This window comes from Aminobacter carboxidus (genome assembly GCF_014863355.1).
Taxonomy (GTDB): Bacteria; Pseudomonadota; Alphaproteobacteria; order Rhizobiales; family Rhizobiaceae; genus Aminobacter; species Aminobacter carboxidus.
The window spans coordinates 389,065-411,431 of sequence record NZ_JACZEP010000005.1; the positions used below are offsets into that span (position 1 = coordinate 389,065).

Here is a 22,367-nt window from a genome sequence, read left to right on the forward strand (position 1 = left end):
CTCGACCTAGCAAAGACGAGAAACGTGCGGCAGCCTATTGGTCTCGAAGCACCTGCGTTGGTGTTCGCCCTGTCACCTTGCGGAACACACGACTGAAATGTCCTGGACTCACAAAACCCGCCTGCAGGGCGACATCAGCGACCGCGGTCTTGCCTGTTTGAAGCAAACGGGTTGCCAGGCTGATCCTCAGCTTCATGTACGCACGTGCTGGGCTCGTGTTGAGCTGTACCGCGAAATCTCGATCCAGCTGCCGGGTGGACACTCCCACAGCACTTGCAACGTCTCCAATGGCGAGCGGTTCTTGCAGGTTGCTTTCCATTACGAGCAGCGCCCGGCGTACGGCAGCGGATTTTGCTTCCGGAAAGAGCTCCAAGTTGGGCTGGAGTGCATCGGCATCCCTTATCCTGTCCAGAAGCAATATCCGTGACGCCTTGGACGCCAGCTGCTCACCCACGGTTTCCGATACAAAATGAGCAGCCAGGTCAGCCGCCCCCGCTCCCCCAGAGCAAGTCGCTCGGTCCCGGTCCATTACAAAGAGCCGGTCGCAGGATGCGTTCACATCCGGGAAGCGGGACCGGAAGTCCTTGACGTGAAACCAGCTTACCGACGCACGATACCCGTCGAGCAGGCCCATTTCAGCCAGCACGAAGCTGCCAGTACACAGGGCACCCACGGGAACCCCCTGTCTTGCTGCGCGCTGAATGAACGCCACCGACGCATCCGGGAGCGAGTTCTTGCGCTCAAGCAGCCCGCCGACGACCAGTATCTGGTTGTAGTCCTCGGGACGGCGGATGGGCACGGTGGGTATCAATTCTATGCCTGAGCTCGCCCGTATTGGGAGCCCAAGTTCTCCAACGATCTGCCAGTCGAAAGCTGCGCGCCTGCTACGATCGCCTTCGTCACCTGCCAGACGCAGCGTGTCCACGAACAAGGAGAGCGGCGATAAGGTGAAATCTCGGGCAAGCACAAAGGCAAAACGTTTCATCACTGCACAATCGACCTATATGCGCGACTTTTCAATTTCCCCCAGATCGTTGGCCGAGGCGGGTGGAACGCATGATCGATCGCTTGGTGCCAACTGCATTGCGCAATTACAAAATTGAGGGTCACCGCGGTTCGAAGTCGAGGCAGAGATATGTCGAATCGAACTCCGCAATGTCGACCAGCATCGTCCAGTCACTAATCTCGATCCGCGAGTTCTGCCAGGTAATGGCACCTGATCTTCTCAACTCCTGAATAGAGCGGTTTGCATGAACCGTCGACAGCCCCAAAATGTCGGCCAATACGATCTGGCTCAGGGGGAAGGTAAAGGTCCTTCCGACGGTTCTGTTTACGATTTCCAGCCTTACAAACATCTCGCAAACCAGATGCGCCACTTGTGCCGTTGCCGACATCCTGCCCATTCGAACGATCCACTCACGGTGTATCGATCCGTCGATCAGGGTATTCAGCCAGAGCATTCGGCTGAGATGTGGGGCGGTCTCCGTAATGTTTTTGAGCACCGCGTGGTCGACGACAGAGATGAGACAATCTGTCAGTGCGACCACGCCGTGCGCCATCGTCTTCAGGAGAAAGCCGTGAAGGTCGAGAAAATCGCCTGGAACATGAAGAGCGCTAATCTGGCGGGTACCGTTGGCAAGAATCTTGGCGCGGCCGACTATGCCTTCGCTCAAGATCAGGCTTGTCATGGGCCTCGACCCATCGGCTACAATCTCGGCTCCAGCCTTGAAGCGCAACTGCCTACCGAAAGCGTTTAGGAGAACTTGCTGCTCGTTTGCAGTAATCAGATCGCGCTTTGACAATTGCAGGACAAGGGAATGCGGCATTTCTGCTCCTGCGGCCAGCGTGCCAATTATGCCCAATCACCTAACTCGGCTTACCAGTGAAAGTGTAAGGGCGGATTTGTTCCATCGACCCAGGAACCAAATTCGCACGGCCGGCTTTGAGGAGCGGAGGCGTGAAATGATTGAAGCACACAAGGTCGCCGTTGCAAACCACGACCTTCCTGTTGAAGGCAGGCTGGTCATGTTCGACAACGTTCTGGTCGCCATACTGGCGCATCTCGAGACTGATTATTACGAACAAAAAGGCCAATGGAACCTGGAAGCTGGTTTCGGTCCGCTGAGTGGTGAAGAACGCGTATTCCCCTCCCTTGAACAAGCACTCGATTGGGTTCGCCTTGCACTGGAAGGAAAATGATCCGGGTGACGAAGACCTGGGATCAGCAGTTTGCTTACGATGTTATGTGATGCGCTTCTGGTTCATTTGGTTTGGTAAGTGTCGAATTCCACCGCAAGCCCTGCGTCGATGGCAGCCTCGACAACAAATGCAATCAATTCCTCGTCCGCGAAGCGATAGGCAGGCAACACCATTCGAAGAGCGCGGATACCTTTTCGGGTCGAAATCGTCGTGGACTTATTCTTCCGCGCTTCCACATACATGGCGGCCAACGACTCTGGCGAATGGAGGGTGTGCGTGAAATGCCCCATCGGACATTGACCTCAATCTATCCTAGTACCACTTCAGCTTTGCTTGTGTGCGGTTCACTACACACGCCGCCCCCGCGATCGCACGCACTCACGCAGTAAGCGCTCGTCGCGGACCCCTGCGTTGAAGACCGCATAGAGGGTATCGCGGATCCTTATTGCAGCAGCAGAATTGAAGGCTAGGCTTCGCTCGACGCAAATCCGCTGAAACAAGCTGTGGAACGTTTCGAGATCGCCCAATGTCAATTCAGATCGCCGGCGTCCCTTCATTGTGTCCCTCCCGTGCAGCTACCCCTATGGAGGACACTACTGCCGTGGCGTGAGCTCATGCATTCACAAAAGTTAAGAGCAGAAGGACGCATCGCACCGGCCCTCTTCCGTGGACGGTGCGTTTAATAGCCAGCCAACCAGAAGAATCCGCTGGCCACAACAAATGCGACAGCAACGTAAAACAAATCAGTAGACCCAAGCCCGGCACGGCCGCTCAAATGCTGACCAGGTGCTAAGTCAGAGACACGGCTGCACCCAGAACCACGGCGAGGTAAAGAACGTCCTCGATCGTCATATGCACCGCGTGACGACTTCGGTCGTCATCGTCGCCTCCCTGTGTACAGCAAAACAAACTCCGCGAGGATTATTTCCATCGAAATGCCAGGGTAGATCACGCTGAGAATGATGGTCGGGAAACACCGCCCTAGTAACCGGCGGCGGCGCCATGCCCAGACGCCGCCGCGACCAAAAGTAGCGGACTTAGTCGTAATGCTCCGGCATGTCTTTGAGTTGGTCCTTGGTCCAGGACGTGATTGCGTGCACTTCCCCATCTTCGTCTCGCATGAAATCGAGTTCGCCGGCAGAAACGGCGACAGGTTTGGCGCCAATACCAAGAAACCCGCCAACGTCGATGACAATCTGGGCAGCGGATCCGCTGCCGTGAACATGCGAAACCGTACCGACCTTGGAGTCGTCAGCACCGTATACCGTTGCGCCATCCAGAATGGACTCGATCAATTCGTCGCTAGCAAGTCTGGCATGTTTGGTGTGATCCATAGCTTGGCTTCCTTTTGCGTTAGACCGGCGTAACCGCTCAACGACAATTCCGTTCCATCAACACGCGCGCGAACGACAAAAGTGATGGTCAGCCACTTACGTCACGCCCGTTTCTCGTCTTCGCGGCGTCGCGCTATCTGCATGCTTTTCATTATGCGGCCGCGCGCTCCCGTGTCTGATAATGACGCACCCTCGGAACTCGCCAGTCTCGGCAGCTGATGTTTGGAACCATGATAGGCGGCAGCGCATTCTAGCCCTGACATTGCAGGGAGCGCGTCATGAAGCTGCTGCTGAATGCCTTGAGCAGTCTTGGCCTGGCATTGATCACATTCGTGGGTGGTTTGATAACTGCGACGGCGCTGTTCACGGCCGAACCTGGCCATGATTTGATCACCGATCAAAGCACCCTCTGGACTGGCCGGCCCGTGAAGGTGGATGTAACGGAACAAAAATTTGAGCGACTGCCAGCCCGACCCGTTTCGCAGAAGGCATTTGCTTCAGAGACCCGAGTCGCATCAGGCATTAAGGGGCTTGAACCAGCCTCAGGGCAACCTCAAGAAGAGGACCAGGCGGTCACGGCGCATCTGCAATGGTGCACTGAGAAGTATCGCTCCTATCGTCCCGACGACAATTCCTACTTGTCTTACAGTGGGAGGCTCCGCGCATGCGTCTCCCCATTCATGGCACAAAACGTCGCCAGCAACCCGATGTCGGGTACAGGCGGTGCAGAGGTGCAAGCGATTCAAACTTCTACAATCTCGGGCGACTTCGTTTCAGCTGAGGTAGTCTACCCAGCCGCGGGCCACGTCGATTACTGTTTTGCCAGATACCGGTCATATCGGCCCGAGGACAATTCCTACCAGCCTTTCGATGGTGGTCCTCGACGGCAATGCCGCCAGTGACGCCATTCAAGACACAACCACAATGTTACGTTGTGCCCTTTCCCTCCTGAGGAAGCCCAGGGTCCGCAAAGCTGCAGGTGCCGCCACGGTTGATAGGAATCGTCTATCAAGCAACCGATTCCAACACCTTTGACCCATCACGCAGATGATTGGGCTAGCGCAATGGCTACCGTGTTCATCGGAAAGAAATCGGCAGCGGCCGGTGACTGAACGACTAGAGCCAGCGAACTTTTCGGCGCCAGACTGCTCTTCAAAGCGCCGCTAGCCGGGCGTTGGCGATTGCCATCCCGTAGGCTCGGCGTTGCGTCAATTTCTCTTCAAGCGCGCCAACCACGCTCGAGGCGAAATCCGTCTTGTACATGGCGGCAAGCCTCGCCAATCCACCTGGCGTAAACACGTTAATCTCGAGCAGTTTGTCACCTACGATGTCGAGGCCAACAAGGAACATTCCGTCGCTGATCAGCTTGGGGCGAACCAGTTCGGCCAGTGCGAGCATCTTGTCGGTCACCTTGACCTTGCGCGCGGTACCGGCCGCGTGGATGTTGGAACGCACATCGCCCTTTGCGGGAACACGACGAAAGGCAGCATAGCTGCCGCCGCTTTGCAGCGGGATCCCGTTCATCAAGAAGAGGCGCACGTCGCCGGTCTTGGCTTCTGGAATGTAGGCCTGGGCTATCAGATAGCCTTCACCGCTAGCAGCCTCGAATATCTGGTTGAGATTGAAGTCGTTGGGCGTAGCTATATGGAAGACATTCTTTCCACCCGACCCCTGGAGCGGCTTGACGATGCAGCCTTTCGGCTGCTTGTCGATGAAAGCGCGGATCTCTGCGATGCTGCGCGATATGAGCGTCGCGGGCCGGACCACTTCAGGAAACGCCTGCAGGTAGAGCTTGTTTTGTGCCTGTGCAAGGCCGTCTGGATCGTTGACCACCACCACACCGCGCTCTGCCGCGAGCCGTCCAAACATGATCCCTGCATTGGCGGCCCATGGCCGGTCGGTCGCGTCAAGCGATGGGTCGTTACGCAGAAACAAAATGTCGATGTCGCCAATTGCGAATGTCTTCTTCTGCCGGGCTGCCTCCTGGAGCGCCTCAAACAGCTTGTCTGGGGTCTTGTAAGGAGTGTCCGGCACGACTACGGCGCTGACAGCCAGGCTGTCATCGGGCCTCAATATGAAATCTCCCGGCTCCACATACACTACCGAGTGCCCGCGCTGGGTCGCCGTCAGCGCCAATATTGTCGTCGTATATCCGACCGTCTCGTTCACGACGGAGTTTACAAAAAACGCAATGCGCATCTCAGAGCTCCGTCAGGCTACCATTTGCATCGGATTCATGCCCGCCATCGCCTTTTTGAGGCGCGGACGCGCAGTGTCGGAAGAGAGGAAGGCAGGCTCAAGCCGCGGTGCCTGCAACAGTCCCCGGGCACTGAGCTCCTGGATCGCTCCGAAATGAGTTGCGGAGATTTTGCCAATCCAAAATGGCGTAAGGCTGCCGCCGTCCTTCAAATGATCGAGCACCTCGATTACACCGCGCAGATATATGGCGTCCTTTGCAAAACCGCCACCTCGAAACACCCGCAAGACAACATTGAAGGCGCTGCGACGATCAAGGCCGTAGTCCTGATTGAGAATCCGGAATGTTTCTCCGAACATCGCTCCGTCAAGCATTCCCTGGCAAGCGATGACCCTTGCTGCGATCAGCCGCAAACGAGCCGCAGTCATGCCACCAACCAGATACTCCGCCAATACGGCCAGTCCCTCTTGCATGCCTTCGTAGCCGGCGAGCCCGCTGCGCAGGATGGATAGCCCTTGCATATTGCCGTTGAAGTAGGTCAACAAATGCACGCCGATCTCATGACTTAGCAGCGCCGCCAGACGTTCGGGGGGGAGCGTGGTATCGCGTGAAATGAAAAGCCGGTTGCGAGAGACAAGGAGGCCGGCAGGCAAGTCGGAACGGATTTCCACCGATGCATCGAAATCGGGCGAAGCCATCCTGTATCCAGCAATCATCTCTCGGGCTGCCGAAGCGATAGCTTCGGCACTGAGAGACCTGTCTTGTTTTGGTGGCGCTTCACTTGCAATGTGCTCAAGAATAGACCGCGCCAGTGCAGCCAAGGTAGTTTCGACGCCACCATATAGCGCGCGCCCCAATTCTTTGAAACGAGGTGTCTCACGTGCCGCAAGCATCGACAACTGAAGATCCAGTTCCAGCTGCTTTTCAGAGAGTAGTCCAGCCAGAAGTGGATCTTCGAGATGCTCAAGCGAGACCGAGTAGAGGTTCCGCTTTTCGGTAGAGATCTCGAATTCGAGGGGCCGGTAAAGCAGCTTCGGTGTTCGCTCGAATCCTCCTGCCTTGAACTCCTGCCACGCAGGCTCAGCGTTGATCGGAGTGACAGCAAGCAGGAAATCGAATGCTGACGCGACCTTATCTATCGCTCTGTCGGCGCGGGCGACTGTATCGATGAAGACACGCCGCCCGAGCGACCGGTGCGTTTTCGGAGTTTCAAGCTTTGATGCCTTGAGGAAAGCGCTGACTGCCTGAAGCGCGGAATCTACCATGTTGGCTACGATTAGATCGCGCAATGCCGGATAGATACGTTCGCTGCCGGGAATCCGATAGACGGGGGCGAACCGCACGGTCAACCAGGCAACGTCAACCAGAGCGTCAGGAAGATGCTGCCGTGGGCTGGCGACCAGGTCGAGATCGCCAACCCGCGGCGTCCGGTATTTGGCCTCGCGACCGGAGGCAGCCGCGGCAAAACGATTGAGCGCGGCTTTTTCTTCAGTCGTCTCGCCGCTCGCCAACGCGATTTCGAAAGGCGGCAGGAACGGTGCGTCGTCGCTCAGGAACCGGTCTTCTGCGAGTTCGCCCATGTCGACGACCAGGAACGCGCCGCAACAGCGGCGCATTCGCATCGCGACAAGCTGGCAAATCTCTCCGGCAAGGCCAATGTCGGTCGCAATCAAATAGGAGGCATTGGCAGAAGCTGCTTGGAATGCAGCCGTGTGATCGGGACCGACATAGACCCAGAGAAAGGGCAGCGGTCGATCGATATGCAAACGACCCCCCTCGGCAAAATCGTGGCGTATCGGCTTCCCTCGCACCACCAGCGCATCCAGGTCAGCTTCGATTGTTGCCAGTAGCGACGGTGGGTCAACGAGCTTCGGTTTCATTCCATACCTCGCAGCGCCGCCTCAAGAGCCGGCACTGTTGACGCAAGTGCTGCGCGCAACTGCTCGATCGTTGCCCAGTCAGGCTCGCCGCTCCATTCGTCCATAAAGATCTTCTTGAACTCCACCGCGATAGCGCATCCGGTATTGGGAAAATTGGCATGGACGAAGCGGGTCTGTTCCCCTTTGCCCTGGAACGATACATTTTCGCGTATGTCGATGGCTTGGCCATTAAGGCGCCGGCTGCGCAGAGCGTCGATGAACGCGTCCACAATCGGCGCCCATCGCTCACGATCCATCGAGGACGTACCGATGTTGATGTCGGGCGCCGAATTCTGCGACGTCGGCATCGAACCCGGCCCATCGCGTCGATGGTTGTAGCTGTGGACGTCGACGAGGACGAACCTGCCGTAGCGCTTCTCGATATCGGTGAGCACACGTTTCAACTCGCCGTAATAGGCGTCGTGAAAGGAATGCGACTCCGCGACGATGTCCACAGAGGGCAGGTCTCGCCATACCTTAAGCCCCCACGATTGTTCGGGCGAAAGATAGATTGCAGCTTCGCGCGCCCTGTTCAGGTCAACCTGGAAGCGTGACCGATGAACAATAATGCGGCTTGGAAAATCAGCGATGAAGCGCTCGGTGAAAGGGTCTTCTTCGCGGCGTCGATCAGGGTCGGCGAGACACATCGACGATCGGCAAGAGCCAACGTCGGTCCCGCTGTGGATAGCTGTGCCTATTACTGGAGAATCCCCCAGTTTGACCGTCCAGCCCGCTGGAATTCGGTCGGGCTCAATCGTGGGCGCCGGCTTTGTCACGCAACCAAAATGCGCAGAAGACTTTAGGGTTCCGGTCCATCACCACACAGTCGTAAAAATGCTCATGATGAGCTACGCCCCGCGGAATACGGAAAACCCTGAGGCCACAGTCTCAAACGACGACGGCGTCATGTCGTGTTGGTGGGATGGAGCTACGGCGGCATGGTTGTTACCGGCGTTGCCGATCGCCTGCCTGAACAATTGGCCCATGTTGTGTACCTGGATGCAGAGGTGCCAGAAGACGGCCAATCCTTGTTCGACCTCAACGGTCAGGATTTCCGCAACGAGATGGAGGCTTGGGCGTGCAGTCATGGCAAGGGGTGGCTGACATCATTCGGATCTGCAGATGAGATGGATGAAGGTGAGCGTGGGTGGATTGCCGATGACCACCTGCGTCGCTGGTACGTCGAAAAGCTCGCAGCCAGCCCACAGCCAATCGAGACCTTTCGACAACCCATCCGCCTTCTAGGCTCAGACCCTGCAAACAAGCTCTCAAGAACTTTTTTCCGTTTTCCGGTTCGTGGGGAGGCATTCGAACCGCTCTTTGCGCCAATAGCCGAGCGCTTCCGTTCTCACGCTGGTTGGGCCTACTTGGAGATTGATACCAACCACTGCGGTCCGTTGGTCGCGCCCAAGCTTGTGGCCGACGCATTGATGAGCGTCACTGCAGACACCCAGCGCAAAGAGCTCACTAGCTGATCGTGCGACCGGGTACGCGCTGCGCGATCGGTCTGGCAGTCATTGCCGCGTCACGGCAGCGGGCATGCGAAAAGACCTAGGGTTCGGACCCTAGGTCGTGAACCCATAATCGGACCACGTCTTGGATAGGGTAGGGAGCGGTCGCTCGGCTCCTTCCCGCTGCGAAGCCGGGAGGGCGGAGGGGGCTGCGCGTTCAGGACGCTCCCCTTATGCTAGGACAGGGTGCCCAACAGAGATATCGGATGGTCTACTTTCTCAGCCACGATAATAGGGAAATCTATAGCTACGGCATGAAGGCGCTCGATGGAGATGCCTCCAGGATCAAGCCAGTCGATATGACGCGCGATGACGGGATTCGGATCAGGGCCGGCTACAGTTATTGGGGTCGGCCCTATGAGAAGGACCATGTTCCGACCCGCTTCACGCTCGACGGCCCGAGGCGGAGGATCACCGACATCTATAGCGGCTACGGATTGTTCGTTGATGAGAAGTTCAAGGGCGTAGTGGAGAGGCTCGAACCGAACCTGCATCAGTTCTTCCCGGTCGAGTTCGTCTGGAAAAACGGCAGCCACGCCGCCCATCGCTATTGGTTCGCGCCCTGCACCCGCCTGGATACGGTGGACAGGCAGAAGACGACGTTCGAGTTCCGTAACTTATGGTTCCTTGACGGCAGCAAAGACAAGGATCTGGTCTTCAGCCGTTCGCAGATCGGCGATCATCATGTCTGGATCGACAAGTTCATCGTGATGCCCAACCCGGGCATCAGCGAAGTCCTGAAAGCCGAGTTGGATGCCGCCGGCGTGACCGGCGCGCACTATCAGCAATTTCCAGAGACCGACTGACAACTGCGTCGCCGAACGCAATGGGTCGGCAGCAGGAGCGAGGCTTTGGGCCCTCCTGGGCCGGAACAAAAGCTACTCAGAATCTTGGCGCTAAGGCCAAACGGAAAGTGAAGCCCCAGACGTTTGCTGTGGATACGCCATACAGAACCGCAGTGCCATCCGGTCGATTTAGGCTTTGGAACTTCCTTAGACGACGCAGATCAGTCACTTGGCGTTCCGCTTCCTGAAATTGATACCAACACCTCTGAATACAATTCAATTGATGGTGCGTTTCATTAAAGCGATGGATAACAGCGCCTTGGTCGATCATGGCAGAGAGGAGATCCAAGCACCTAGCTGCAAACATCTCCAAGTTGGCCTTTATCCGGCAGCCTCATTGTTGGACTAACGTGCAATGTCAAAATCTTGGTCGCGCCGGTGGTGGCCGACTTTCAGCTGCACAGGGCCTCACTCTGCAAAGCAAGATCGGGCTATCAAATGCTGAACCCCATATCTGAACGAATAGCAGCGCGGATTGAAGGCGCGCTCGGACCACGAGGTCTTGTCGAAGGCGAAGCGGTCGCACCGCATGCGCCATATGGCGTCCCAGCGAGCCAAGCCCTGCACATGGCCCGGCCCAGCAGCACTGCCGAGGTGGCGCATGTCCTTCGCATATGCGCCGAGGAGCGCATCGGTGTGGTGCCCTTGGGGGGTGCCACAGGCTTTGTTGGCGGCACAAGGGCGCCCCAAGGGACATTGCTGTTGTCGATGGCGCGCATGAACACCATTCGCGCCATCGAACCGGCGAATGGATGTATCGAGGTGGAGGCAGGGTGCCTGCTCGCCAATGCCCAGGCAGCGGCCATGGACGCATCCATGTCACTGTCGCTGTCATTCGGCGCCGAAGGTTCAGCGCAGATCGGCGGCGCTTTGGCGACCAACGCCGGTGGATTTCGGGCGCTCCGCTTTGGTTCGGCGCGGGATATCTGCCTTGGCATCGAGGCTGTAACGTCCGATGGTGCGATCTGGAACGGATTGCGCAAGGTGCGCAAAGACAACACCGGCTATGATCTGAAGCATTTGCTGATTGGATCTGAAGGGACATTGGCGGTGATTTGTGCCGCCGTGTTGCGGCTCGATCCCAAACCTGTCCAACGGATATGCGCTGTCGTTGCACTTCAAAGCGAAGGCGTCACAATTGGACTTCTACGACAGTTGCAGGGCGCAGGCGCGGTCGTTTCAGCTTTTGAGCTTTTCGGCGAAGGTGGTTTGGCGCTGGCACTTGAAGACGGAAGCGCAATGGCACCGGTCAACGTCGATGCAGCCGCCCATGCCCTGATCGAGATCGACGCGGATGCCGGCTCGCGCAGCCTGCTGGAAGCAACTTTGGCGAAAGCACTGGAGAGCGGCATCATTTCCGACGCTGTCGTTGCGCAGAGTGAGGCGCAGCGGGCGCGCTTTTGGCAATTGCGTGAAGCGACAACTGACGGGATCGGCCGGGCCGGCTGGATCGCCTCGGCGGATGTATCGGTGCCGCTTGGCGAACTGGCTGCATATCTGAGCGATATCCGCGAAGGTCTAAAGCAAGAGGCCGGCGCGGCGCGATTTATCGCTTATGGCCATGCTGGCGACGGCAATCTGCACCTCAATCTGCTGCCTGCCAAAGGCGAGACACCGGAGCAGGCACCCGTCGGGCTTGACGCAAGGTTTTACCGCCTATGCTACAGCCAGGCGATGCGCCGCAGCGGCTCGTTCAGCGCCGAACATGGCATCGGACGCACAAAAATGTCGGCACTCGCACATTATCTCGACCCCGTCGAGCTAGCCTTGATGAAGTCGGTCAAACACGCGCTTGATCCGTTGGGCATCATGAACCCTGGCGTGATCATCGACTAGCGTGGCGCGAAAAACGCACGAATGCTGTGCCGGTAGAATTCGGTGAAGCCTGCCTCGCGTTGCAAGTCGCGCTCCAAATTGAGCTGGGCATCGAGACTGTTTCCATATGATGCCTGCAAGGCGACCTTGCACAAAGCGAGGCCGGTGGCCGAACGGGTGGCCAATGTGGTGGCGACCTCGGTCACATGATCAGCCAGAACATCATCGTCAACGCAGTTCCAGATCATGCCCCAGTCGGCGGCCTGTTGCGCCGGCAGTGGTTCAGCCAGGAGCACAAGACCAGCCGCCCGCGCCCGGCCTGCCAGCCGCGGCAAGGCCCAGCTCGCGCCTGCATCCGGCACAAGACCAAGCTTGGCGAAAGACTGCACGAATGACGCCGAGTTTGCGGCGATCACGATATCGCAGGCAAAGGCAAGACTGGCCCCAGCACCTGCGGCAACCCCTTGAACCGCACAGACCACCGGTTGAGGCAAATCACTCAGTACGCGAACGACCCGGTTGAGCCCACCATCCAGTTTTTCTCCCAGATCCATCGTCGCGCCGTCGACAATGGCGCGGCGCTCGGACAGGTCCTGACCGGCACAAAATGCGCGCCCCGCAGCTTCCAGCACAACGCAGCGCACCTGTGGGTCATGATGCAACTGTTCGAGCAGTTCGACGAGTTGCGCGACCATCGGTGCCGAAAGGCTGTTGAGCTTTTCCGGCCTGTTGAGGCGGATACGCGCGATCCCGGCGCTGTATTCATAGACCACGGGCTGCTGGGGCATCTGCTCAGGCTCCGAGGAAGGTCGGTTGGCGTTTCTCCAAAAAGGCGCTCATGCCTTCGTGCTTGTCTTTGGTGGCAAACAGGACCTGCAAACCCTTACGCTCCAAGGTGAGAGCGGCCCCAAGCGGCATGTCGGCGCCCTGCAAGATGATCTCCTTGATTTGCGCCACAGCGATCGGCGCAAGCCTTGCCAGTTCCTGTGCGGTCTCCATCGCAACAGGCATCACCGCGTCATCGTCAACCAGCAAGCTAACAAGGCCGATGGCCTGCGCCTCTTGCGCCGAAATGATCGCGCCGGTCAGACAAAGGCGCATCGCAACAAACTTCCCGACCACCCGCGCCAGACGCTGCGTACCGCCGGCGCCAGGCATGATGCCCAAACGAACCTCAGGTTGGCCAAATTTCGCGGAACGGCCAGCGATGATGATATCGGCGTGCATTGCCAATTCCATTCCACCGCCAAGGGCAAACCCGTTGACGGCGGCAATCACTGGCACCGGACAGTCGGCGATGGCGCCCCAAAGCCGCTCATTGTGGCGTAGATGAAGATCGACAGCGCTCGTATCAACCATCTCGCGGATATCAGCTCCGGCTGCGAAACTGCTTTCGTTTCCAGCCAGGATGATGCAGCGCAAATCGCTTTCAGCCGCGGCCTTGCGGAACGCTGTTGCCAGCGCGTGGCGAACCGCCTGATTGAGGGCGTTCCTGGCCTCCGGCCGGTTGATACGGAAGATGGCGATGGCGGCCGAGAGCCGCTCGACCAGAAGGACAGGCGGGGCTTGCGGCTCGGATTCGGCGACGCTCATGCTACCTCCGCTACTAGCTGATCAGTGCCCGTGGCAGGCTGCATGCGTGCCACCTGCCCGGCTCATTGTGGGCTGAGCGGGGCATGGACCAGTTCGAACCATTCCTCGAACGCGCCAGGCTGGGTGTCGATAACCGCGCTAAGCCGTTCGATCTCCGTTGCCCGATGCATCCCCAACAACGGGTCGGCAAAGAGGTGGAACTTGTCGGAGATTTCCTGGTCCGACATCGGCAGTTCAGGATCGCCGCGCGGCGTGCGGGGCTCGGCGCGATATTGTGTGCCATCCTTGGTCGTGATCGTAACTTGTGCCCACCGCTGGCGCGTGCTGATCCTGGTGAAATGGTCGTCGTCAATCAGTTCGACCCGCAGGGCAAGATCGGTGATTTCGGGGTCGCTCAACACCGATGAATGCAGTTCGGGAACGCCGATCTGGCCACGCACGATCATCACCGCAACCGGGAAGGCTATCGAATAACAAAACTCGTCCAGCGTTTTCGGCGCGTGTCCGGCGAGCCGAGTTGCATAGTGGAAGGTACGGATTTGCACCTTGGCGACTTCTCTCGCCTTGAGCCTGTGGGTGACCATGAGGTCATGGGCGGAATCGATCGAGGAGTGCGCCCAGCGGCAAACCGGATAGGGTTTGTAGTGGGTGTTCATGATCTCCCATACTGTACCGAGGTCGGCCCAGAACGGTTCGGCGGCGTCGCCCTCGGCGGTGATCGCCGGTGCGCCAGTAAAGCCGGTTTCCGCCATCAGCGCCGACATGACACCAGTGGGCGCGCCCCAGCCGACGCCATCGCGAAGGTTCGTGGGATAGTCGATGCAGCGCATCATCTGGCTGCGCGGGCCCTGATATTCGGCGATACCGGCGGCCTGGCGGATGCCTTCGGCGTCAAGCCCAATCAGTTTGGCAACTGCTGCAGACGCACCCACGGCGGTCCATGCGCCTGAGGTGTGATAGTCCGCAACCGTCGCATGCATGCACAGGCCCGAACGGTAGCCGACCTCATATCCCGTCACCAAAGCCGTGATGAAGGTCTTTCCGTCGATCGGACGCCCCGCGGCGCGCAGATAGTCGGCGGTGGCCATCACCGCAGGAAAAATTCCCGAACCGGCATGCCCCTTGACGGCCGAATAACCATCATGCGCATCGATGGAATCCAGCGTATAGGCACCGTGCATGGCAGCCCCTGCCGGGCTGACCACCGAACCATCAAACATCATTCTTGCGCCTGGCGTGCCCACCCCAGCCGCCCAGAACCGGCTGGCAAGCGTTGCTGTCCGCACCGACATTTCAGTGGTCCGACCGATGCAGGCCACGCCCATCGTGTCAACGATGCTTCGCCGCAGGACCGCCAAAACCGGTTCGGGAATGTCGGCATGGGCCAGACCGTGGACAAAGCTGGAGAAAGATTCTTTCACACCGACAACTCCCCGTTCAGATCCGTTTGATGTTCAGGCAAGCCAAGGTCGCCACGGCCTCGGCAATGATGCGGTCGATGAGCTCGGCGCAACTGGGTACGTCCTTGATCAGCCCGACAACCTGGCCACAGGACCAGACGGCATCATCGAGCTTGCCTTCGGAATAGACCGCGGGGTTCCTGTTGCCCGAAATCAGCGGCAACAGTTCCTCCAGACTTGCGCCTTCGGTTTCCATCTGCACGACACGATTGGCCAATGCATTTTTAGCCACGCGCATCGGCGAGCCGATGGATTTCTGGATGATGACGGTGTCTTCCGCCGTTGCGTCGACCATCCAGTCTTTCACCGCCTGATGCGTTGCGCATTCACGTGTCGCCACAAAGCGCGTCCCCATCACGATGCCGTCGGCACCAAGGCCGAGCGCTGCCAGAAGTCCAGCGCCATCACCAAATCCACCGCCCGCGATGATCGGAATATCGAGGGTTCCCGCGACCTGGCGCAACATGACGAGTGTGCTCACATCGCTCATGCCGGGATGGCCGCCAGTTTCATTGCCGACAATGGCAACGGCATCGCAACCGATGCTTTGCGCCTTGCGCGCATAGCGGGCGGCGGGAACCTTGTGGATGATCTTCAATCCGGCGGTCTTGATCCGCTCCATATAGGGTTCAGGACTGTGGCCAGACGTTTCGAGCACTGGGACGCACTCGTTGATGCAGACCTCGAGGAAATCGGCGGGCGAATATTGGCGCGCGGTAGGAAACAGGTTGATGTTGACGCCAAACGGCCGGTCGGTGAGCCGGCGCAGCATCCTGACTTCCGCAGAAAATGTTTCCAGATCAGGAAAAGTCGCAGACGTGATGATGCCCAGTCCCCCGGCATTTGAGACGGCAGCGGCAAGCGGCGCGCGTCCGACGCGAAACATGCCACCGCACACGATCGGATGCTGAATCCCCAGCACTTCGGTAAGTTTGGTTTGGAACATTGCCCGGCCTCCAAGATGCGCCCCCAGCGATCGCCGATGAGCGAACCGAAGTCGAAATTCTAGACACGTGTGATGGCTGGCATGGGCTCAGGCGGCCCACCCTTGCTGGGCTGCCTCGTCCCAGACCTTCTCGCGTTGGTGCCAGGGCGATCCGAGCAGAAGCTGGCGCGCGCGGGCGCGGCGGAAGAACAGCTGAACGTCCACCTCCAGCGTGTAGCCCATGCCGGCCCAGATTTGCTGAGCGGTGAAGGTGCATTTGCGCCCGGCTTCGCAGGCCTGGATCGAGGCCATGGCGACCGCGGCCGCCGTAGGGGCGAGCGCAGCATCCGCCACCAGCAGCCGGGCGGCTGTGTTTTCCATATAGGCTTCGGCAAGACGTTGCTGCACCGCCTGAAACGAACCGATCATCGTGCCGAAGGCTTCGCGTTCCTTGGCATAACTCACCGCCAGCTCAAGTGCTGCACGAGATAGACCAACCACCTGTGCCGCAATCACCGTACGCAGCACATCAAGGGCTGCCTCCAGATCGACCCAGCCAAGATTGCCCTGGCCAAGCAGTCTCGTTTCGCCCTGCGCGACGGCGGCCCAATCCAGTGTGACAAAGGCGTTGTTGGCAATATCTGGATTGTTATTGCCGCCCCAGCCGGTAGCTGGCCTGTGCACCAATGCCAAAGCAAGGCCATCTTTCGCCTCTAGCGGGATCAAAACGGCATCCGCTCGCTCAAGATGTTCGGCGACCCAAGGCGTGCCGCCAGCATTGTCCTCAAGCAACGGCCGCGCACAGCTTGCCGCCGTCGTGGGAAATCCACTCGCCGGCATAGCTAGCGCGACGAGTTGGCGGCCCATCTTGACCGCATCGATAAGCCCATCCAACGATCCGTCATTGTAGCGCGCCAGCATCGGCACCACGAAGGCCGCTGTTTCCGCATAGGGCATCGGAAACGCTGCGGTGCCAAGCTCTTGCGCGATCAAGGTGACCGCAGGCAGACCTTCGGCCCCAAAGGCATCTGGAGCCATCAGACCAACCCAGCCCAAATCGGCAACCTCACGCCAAAGCGCACTGGCAGCAGCCCAGTTTCCAGCCTCGGCCTGCCGGGCAATCTTTGCCGTCAATTCCTTCGCCACGAAGGCCTGGGCCACCTCGCGGATCATCTCCAGATCGGCTTCGCTGATCTTGTCACTTACGTGCGACACGGCATTCATGCTGGCATTCCCATATTTGAAGATAACGCCTTCAAAGTCCGTCAGGCGTGTTTCGCCGACGTTTGATAGGCACGTAACTCGTCTAGGATTTCCTGGGTGTGCTGACCCAATGCAGGCGGAGGACGGTGGCCGTTTGGCCGGCCATTGAAAGACAGGCCGCAGCCCATTGTCCGGACACGCCCGAACTGTGGCATCTCGAAGTCGATGAAATAATCTCCGGCCTCGACTTGTTCGTCAAACATCAGGTCGTCCGACATCTGCACAGGCGCGCAAGGAACACCGCATGCCTCAAAGGTCTCGACCCAGGCTGCTGTCGTTTTTTCGGTGAACGCGGCTTCGGCGTAGAGCGTCAACGCGCGGCGACTTCTGTCTTCTTCTGGTGATTGCGGTGGGGCGTCGGGATTTTCAAACCACGGGTCATCCAGGCCGACAATGGCCATGAAATGCTGTCGCTGGGGAACGTTCAGGCAGCCCACCGTGACATAACCATCACTGGTCTCGTAAGTACGATAATAGAGCTCACGCTCAACGAGGTCGTTCATCTGAACGGCCCAGGCATGCACACGATCAAGCACCGTTCCGGTCGCCTTTTGCTGATGGGTACCATCCACCGCCTCGACCGAGACGAGCTTTTGCCGCTGAAGGCTCAGTGCCGCCTCGATCAACGTGCTTTCGACACGTTGGCCAACGCCGCTGCGAAGGCGTTGCACCAGTGCTGTCATCACTCCAAAGGCCAGCATCTGGCCGGCTGTAAAATCGATCAGCGCTATGCCGGCGTAACGACGTGGTGCCTTGCCGTCAGGGCGCGGATTGGAAGCGATCAACCCGGAAACAGCCTGGATCACAAGATCGTATCCGGCCTGAAGCGCGCGCGGGCCATTCGGCCCGTAAGCAGAATTCACCGCATAGATCAGCTTTGGATTGAGCGCGTGCATCGCGCCATAACCGATGCCCAGACGTTCGGCGACACCGGGGCGATAGTTATGGACCATGATATCGGCCGACGCGACCAACTCCTTTGCGGTCTCACGCCCCGCATCGGTCTTGAGATCCAGGACGATGGAGCGCTTGTTGCGGTTCAGCGCGACAAAACTCTTGCTGAAGCCGGCAGCGAACGGATCCTGCACCCGCCATTGCTCGCCGGTCGGCGGTTCTACCTTGATGACATCGGCACCCATATCCCCAAGCAGCTGGGTGCAGAATGGACCTGCGATATAGCCTGAGAAATCGACGACGCGGATGCCATCCAGCGGCCCGGAAAGACTGGTCATCTGGGCAACCCCAAGCCACGCACCGCGATCACGCCGCGCTGGATTTCGCTCGATCCGCCAGCCAGCGTCAGCGCTGGAGAGGCACGATAAACCGCAGGAAACAGGCCATCGAAAATCGCATGCGCTGAGCCGTGTTCGAATTGTGCCAGGGTGCCGACGATATCGACCGTCGCATCAGCGATCGCCTGGGTCAGCAAACCGACGTAAAGCTTGCCGAACGAGAACTCGGCGCTGACGCCTTTGCCTGCGTCGAGATTGCGCGCGATCAGATAGCCAAAGCTGCGGGCGACCTGAAGCTTGGTGCGCAATTCGCCGATCTTTTCTTGCACCGCCTTCACGTCTCCAAGACGTCCACCTGCCCCGTCGCTGCCATCTTGACCGACATATTCGACCAACCGGTCGAGCGACAACCGCGCCGCACCGACTCGGTCCATGCAGGAGCGTTCCAGATCGAGGCTGCGCATTGCCTGATGGAAGCCGCGGTTTTCGTCACCCAGCAGGTTTTCCGCCGGAATGCGGGCATTTTCGAAGAACACCTCGTTCAGCACCCCGCCGCCCAGTGTTGGGAAGCTGTTGACGGTGATCCCCGGCGTCTTCATGTCCAGCGCAAACAGGCTGATCCCACGATGCTTGACCGCTTGTGGATCAGTGCGCGCCGCCAGGTACATGTGGGTTGCGACCTCCGCCGAGGAGGTCCAGATCTTGTGGCCATTGACGATGTATTCATCACCCGACTTAACGGCCGTCGTGCGCAACGATCCAAAATCGGATCCCGCCATGGGTTCGGAAAATCCCTGGCAGAACATCGCATCGCCGGCAGCGATCATGGGCAGATATTTGCTCTTTTGCGCGGCGGTGCCGAACAGCATCAACGAGTTGCCAAAGACCTTCACCGAAAGCAGGTAGGCTGAAAGCGGAGCGCGCGCGTAGCCCAAAGCCTCATCGACAATCGCTGTCTCAACATGGGTTGCGCTGCGCCCGCCATATTCAACGGGCCAATGGCGGCCAATCCAGCCGGCCATGCCAAGTGCTTGGAAAAACGCCCCCGAGTCGCCGTCGCTCATTGTGCCCTGGCGTTCAAGTCCACGCACCGTCGAGGGGATTGTCTTGTAACAAAAGTCCAAGGCCTGACCACGCAGGTCGGCGGCTTCGGCTTCCGTTGGGATGATGCGCATTCGCCTCCCGAGCTCCTGTCTGTGCGGACTTGTGCCGCGTTTTTGTCGATCAGGGTCGTGTTGCGCCCCGCCAACTCGCAAGAGGCTTACGCTTGGCGATCCGGTTTCGTAATTGAAAAAAACGCAATGCCTTTGAATAGAATCGACATGACGCGGCGCCGGCTCGCGCGATACAACAATCGGAGAATAACTTATCTGGCATCCATGAATTGTAAGCTTTCGTCAACGGCGAAGAACTTGTCATAATCGCGACGACACGTGAACAACTTCGTTGTTGCGATCTATGCGAAAGCAATCTCTCGACTTCAGATAGCGTTAAATCTGCGCATCTATTGCGCGGCAACATCTCGGACTGCCACGTCGATACGGCCAACCCGGTGGATCAAGCATGGATAGACGTTTTACCGTTGGCATAGTTGGCGCCGGCGCCATGGGGCGCGGGATCGCGCAGATCGCAGCGGAAGCCGGGAACAAGGTTCGAATTTTTGATATCGACCCTGAAAATGTGGGCAATGCCATATCCTTTGTCGGCGACATGGTGCACCGACGGATGGAGAAAGGCCGCCTGTCGGCAAAACAGGCCCAAAACGCACTGAATTCACTGAAAGCGGCATCGTCCTTTGCCACCTTTTCAGATTGCGACCTGGTCATAGAGGCAGCAGTTGAAGAGCTGTCGGTCAAACATGACATCATGGCGAGGCTGGAGGCCCAGGTTTCCAGAGATTGCGTTCTGGCCACCAACACCTCTTCATTGTCGGTCACAGCCATAGCCAGTGCTGTTTCAACACCTGAGCGCGTTGCAGGTTTTCACTTCTTCAACCCGGTTCCTGTCATGAAGCTTGTCGAGGTCATCGGCGGTTTGAAGACAGCACCGCATGTGCTGGACCTGCTCTGCGGCTGGGCCGTGCAGATGGGTCATCGACCTGTGCGCACAGCCGACACGCCCGGCTTTCTTGTCAACCATGCGGGTCGTGCCTTCAGCACAGAGGGCCTACGCATCCTGTCGGAAGGGATATGTGGCCACCAGGACATCGACATGGTGATGACGCAGGCGGCCGGATTTCGCATGGGGCCGTTCGAACTGTTCGACCTCACGGGGCTGGATGTTTCACACGGCGTGATGGAATCGATCTATCACCGCTATTACGAAGACCCACGCTACCGTCCAGCGCCAATAGCTGCGCTGCGGGTTGCCGGCGGTGTGCTCGGTCGCAAGACAGGTGGTGGCTTTTACGCCTATGACGGCGACACGGCACAGCGTCAGCCAGAGCCGGCAGCGCTCGATTGGGCAAAGTTGCCCTGTCCCGTCTGGGTCTCACCAGTGGACCCAGATAGCCGCGACAGGCTTTGCGCGATACTTGGCTCCATAGCCGATATCGAGCTGGAGCACGGGACCTCGCCCACCAGCCACGCCTTGATCCTCGTCACCCCCTTTGGACACGACGCCACGCAAAGTGCTGTCGACCAGGGACTGGATCCGCGTCGGACAATCGCGGTGGACATGTTGTTTCCCGATGCCCGACGGATCACGCTGATGCATTCGCCGGCCACCACATCAGAAATACAGATTGCGGCTTGCGCCCTGTTTGCAGCGCTTGGACGCAAGGTCACCATGATCCACGATAGCCCCGGCTTCATCGCCCAGCGCATGCTGGCAATGATCGTCAACACCGCCAGTGAAATCGCCGGTCAAAGGATCGCAACGCCGCAACACATCAATGACGGCACAATGCTTGGGCTTGGCTATCCGCATGGCGCCCTGGCGCTCGGCGATGTGATCGGCCCAAACAGGATACTGCAGATCCTGACGAATCTTTCGGAGCACTACCAGGACGGTCGCTATCGGCCGTCCCAATGGCTACGCCGTCGTGCGTTGCTGGGCCTCTCCATTGAACATCCCGATCGGCTCTGAGCTCGCCGAGATGCACCAGTCCTATTTCGGGGACACCGCCCCTTCGTCGGCGCAGATGGTTCTCAACCAGGCGCGAAACTGCTTCACATGGGTGAGCACAAGCGAGCGCGGCGGCGCCACCAGATAATACCCCGCGCCTGTGGCGATCCGGATATCGACTGCGGGGATGAGTTGGCCGCGCTTTATCATCACCGACGAAAACGGCGTCCGCTCCATCGCAATGCCCAGACCCTCATCGGCTGCCTGCAGTACATGAGACCGTTTGTCGAACATCAGCTGCGGCGGGCCGATATTGGAGGCATCGACCCCGACCGCCTCAAGCCAGATACGCCATTCATCGGGTGTGTAAGAACAGGCGATCAGTTTGTGGCGCAAGATATCGGTGGGAGATGTGATTGCCCCATGGGTTTCGATGAACTTCGGCGAACAAACGGGAAATATCTTCTCGTCGATCAGTTTTTCGGTGGCATTGGGATTGTCAGGTTTGCCGTCGAAAAACGCGATCGCCAGATCGATGTCCGTTCCCGACAGATCGACATCGTCCTGCATGGTGTGGGTGCGGATGGAAATGTCGGGGTTGGTGGACATGAAATCCGCAAGTTGCGGAATCAGCCAGGACTGCGCCAGAGATTGAAACAGATGGATCTTCAACACACCGTGCTGGCGGGTGCTCAAGACAGCAAGCGTTGCGGCTTCGATGCGATCAAGCGCATCGCCAAGTCCGTCGACGAATTTGCGCCCGATCGGCGTCAGGATCAGGCCGCTGGCGGTGCGTGTGACAAGCTTTGCAGACAGGAAAGTTTCAAGCGACTTGACCTGATGGCTGACGGCGGAGCTCGAGATCAACAACTCGTCCGCCGCGTCCTGCAACGTCCTGCGGCGCGCCAGTGCCTCAAAGGCACGAAGGGCCGCAAAGGGCGGGAGTTTTCTTGCCATGATCATTCCTTGCCAGCGACAGACACGCTTCAATCAGCACTCTTACATCAA

Annotated in this window: 21 protein-coding genes; 6 read left to right on the forward strand and 15 right to left on the reverse strand. The window is 58.6% G+C overall.

What is annotated here, in order from left to right:
- Positions 1–34 precede the first annotated feature (34 nt).
- Positions 35–985, reverse strand: coding sequence for a GlxA family transcriptional regulator (locus IHE39_RS18345; RefSeq protein WP_210322433.1), 951 nt, complete (start codon positions 983–985; stop codon positions 35–37).
- Positions 986–1,106: 121 nt separating this feature from the next.
- Complete coding sequence (locus IHE39_RS18350; RefSeq protein WP_184771553.1) at positions 1,107–1,826, reverse strand: Crp/Fnr family transcriptional regulator; 720 nt, start codon at positions 1,824–1,826, stop codon at positions 1,107–1,109.
- A gap of 136 nt (positions 1,827–1,962) precedes the next feature.
- Between IHE39_RS18350 and IHE39_RS18355 the strand changes: the two genes are divergently transcribed.
- Positions 1,963–2,199, forward strand: coding sequence for a hypothetical protein (locus IHE39_RS18355; protein ID WP_192567475.1), 237 nt, complete (start codon positions 1,963–1,965; stop codon positions 2,197–2,199).
- Between the two features lie 62 nt (positions 2,200–2,261).
- On the opposite strand, the gene IHE39_RS18360 is transcribed toward IHE39_RS18355, so the two are convergent.
- Together IHE39_RS18360 and IHE39_RS18365 are read right to left on the reverse strand one after the other, a co-directional pair.
- A complete protein-coding gene (locus IHE39_RS18360; protein ID WP_192567476.1) occupies positions 2,262–2,489 on the reverse strand; it encodes a hypothetical protein in 228 nt (75 codons plus the stop codon).
- A gap of 747 nt (positions 2,490–3,236) precedes the next feature.
- The gene (locus IHE39_RS18365) at positions 3,237–3,533 is read right to left on the reverse strand and encodes a PRC-barrel domain-containing protein (protein ID WP_184771548.1); all 297 of its coding nucleotides are present in this window, start codon (positions 3,531–3,533) and stop codon (positions 3,237–3,239) included.
- Positions 3,534–3,811: 278 nt separating this feature from the next.
- Here IHE39_RS18365 and IHE39_RS18370 point away from each other — a divergent pair, with 278 nt between their 5' ends.
- Positions 3,812–4,435 (forward strand): BA14K family protein, encoded by a 624-nt coding sequence (locus IHE39_RS18370; protein WP_184771546.1) that lies wholly within the window; start codon positions 3,812–3,814, stop codon positions 4,433–4,435.
- A 250-nt stretch (positions 4,436–4,685) separates the two neighbouring features.
- On the opposite strand, the gene IHE39_RS18375 is transcribed toward IHE39_RS18370, so the two are convergent.
- Genes IHE39_RS18375 through IHE39_RS18385 form a run of 3 tightly spaced genes read right to left on the reverse strand, consistent with a single transcriptional unit; the run spans position 4,686 to position 8,425 of the window.
- On the reverse strand, positions 4,686–5,732 hold the full coding sequence (locus IHE39_RS18375; protein WP_192567477.1) for a glutathione synthetase: 1,047 nt from the start codon (positions 5,730–5,732) through the stop codon (positions 4,686–4,688).
- A gap of 12 nt (positions 5,733–5,744) precedes the next feature.
- Entirely contained in the window at positions 5,745–7,610 is a 1,866-nt protein-coding gene (locus tag IHE39_RS18380; RefSeq protein ID WP_184771542.1) for a flavohemoglobin expression-modulating QEGLA motif protein, read from the reverse strand.
- Positions 7,607–8,425, reverse strand: coding sequence for an N-formylglutamate amidohydrolase (locus IHE39_RS18385; RefSeq protein ID WP_192567478.1), 819 nt, complete (start codon positions 8,423–8,425; stop codon positions 7,607–7,609). Before IHE39_RS18385 ends, IHE39_RS18380 begins: the two co-directional genes overlap by 4 nt.
- A 135-nt stretch (positions 8,426–8,560) precedes the next feature.
- Here IHE39_RS18385 and IHE39_RS18390 point away from each other — a divergent pair, with 135 nt between their 5' ends.
- From IHE39_RS18390 to IHE39_RS18400, 3 genes are all read left to right on the forward strand, one after another.
- Positions 8,561–9,124, forward strand: a complete 564-nt coding sequence (locus IHE39_RS18390; RefSeq protein WP_343070104.1) for an alpha/beta fold hydrolase — start codon at positions 8,561–8,563, stop codon at positions 9,122–9,124.
- Between the two features lie 242 nt (positions 9,125–9,366).
- Positions 9,367–9,966: an imm11 family protein gene (locus IHE39_RS18395; RefSeq protein WP_192567480.1), complete on the forward strand. Its 600-nt coding sequence runs from the start codon at positions 9,367–9,369 to the stop codon at positions 9,964–9,966.
- Between the two features lie 606 nt (positions 9,967–10,572).
- Positions 10,573–11,841 (forward strand): FAD-binding oxidoreductase, encoded by a 1,269-nt coding sequence (locus IHE39_RS18400; protein WP_246485557.1) that lies wholly within the window; start codon positions 10,573–10,575, stop codon positions 11,839–11,841.
- Here the strand turns inward: IHE39_RS18400 and IHE39_RS18405 are convergent.
- The 7 genes from IHE39_RS18405 to IHE39_RS18435 form a co-directional block, all read right to left on the reverse strand.
- Entirely contained in the window at positions 11,838–12,608 is a 771-nt protein-coding gene (locus tag IHE39_RS18405) for an enoyl-CoA hydratase-related protein (RefSeq protein ID WP_192567482.1), read from the reverse strand. The genes IHE39_RS18400 and IHE39_RS18405 overlap by 4 nt on opposite strands.
- Before the next feature lie 4 nt (positions 12,609–12,612).
- Entirely contained in the window at positions 12,613–13,413 is an 801-nt protein-coding gene (locus tag IHE39_RS18410; RefSeq protein ID WP_192567483.1) for an enoyl-CoA hydratase-related protein, read from the reverse strand.
- Positions 13,414–13,475: 62 nt separating this feature from the next.
- Positions 13,476–14,834 (reverse strand): MmgE/PrpD family protein, encoded by a 1,359-nt coding sequence (locus IHE39_RS31095; RefSeq protein ID WP_192567484.1) that lies wholly within the window; start codon positions 14,832–14,834, stop codon positions 13,476–13,478.
- A 16-nt stretch (positions 14,835–14,850) separates the two neighbouring features.
- Positions 14,851–15,819, reverse strand: a complete 969-nt coding sequence (locus IHE39_RS18420) for an NAD(P)H-dependent flavin oxidoreductase (protein WP_192567485.1) — start codon at positions 15,817–15,819, stop codon at positions 14,851–14,853.
- An 87-nt stretch (positions 15,820–15,906) separates the two neighbouring features.
- Positions 15,907–17,013: an acyl-CoA dehydrogenase family protein gene (locus tag IHE39_RS18425; protein ID WP_192567486.1), complete on the reverse strand. Its 1,107-nt coding sequence runs from the start codon at positions 17,011–17,013 to the stop codon at positions 15,907–15,909.
- 50 nt (positions 17,014–17,063) lie between these two features.
- Positions 17,064–18,293, reverse strand: a complete 1,230-nt coding sequence (locus IHE39_RS18430) for a CaiB/BaiF CoA transferase family protein (RefSeq protein ID WP_192567487.1) — start codon at positions 18,291–18,293, stop codon at positions 17,064–17,066.
- Positions 18,290–19,468 carry an acyl-CoA dehydrogenase family protein gene (locus tag IHE39_RS18435; protein ID WP_192567488.1) on the reverse strand — a complete coding sequence of 393 codons (1,179 nt, stop codon included), beginning with the start codon at positions 19,466–19,468 and terminating at the stop codon, positions 18,290–18,292. The genes IHE39_RS18430 and IHE39_RS18435 overlap by 4 nt, the downstream gene beginning before the upstream one ends.
- Before the next feature lie 388 nt (positions 19,469–19,856).
- Here IHE39_RS18435 and IHE39_RS18440 point away from each other — a divergent pair, with 388 nt between their 5' ends.
- Positions 19,857–21,380, forward strand: coding sequence for a 3-hydroxyacyl-CoA dehydrogenase (locus tag IHE39_RS18440; protein ID WP_192567489.1), 1,524 nt, complete (start codon positions 19,857–19,859; stop codon positions 21,378–21,380).
- A gap of 21 nt (positions 21,381–21,401) precedes the next feature.
- On the opposite strand, the gene IHE39_RS18445 is transcribed toward IHE39_RS18440, so the two are convergent.
- Positions 21,402–22,316, reverse strand: a complete 915-nt coding sequence (locus IHE39_RS18445; RefSeq protein WP_192567490.1) for a LysR substrate-binding domain-containing protein — start codon at positions 22,314–22,316, stop codon at positions 21,402–21,404.
- Positions 22,317–22,367 lie beyond the last annotated feature (51 nt).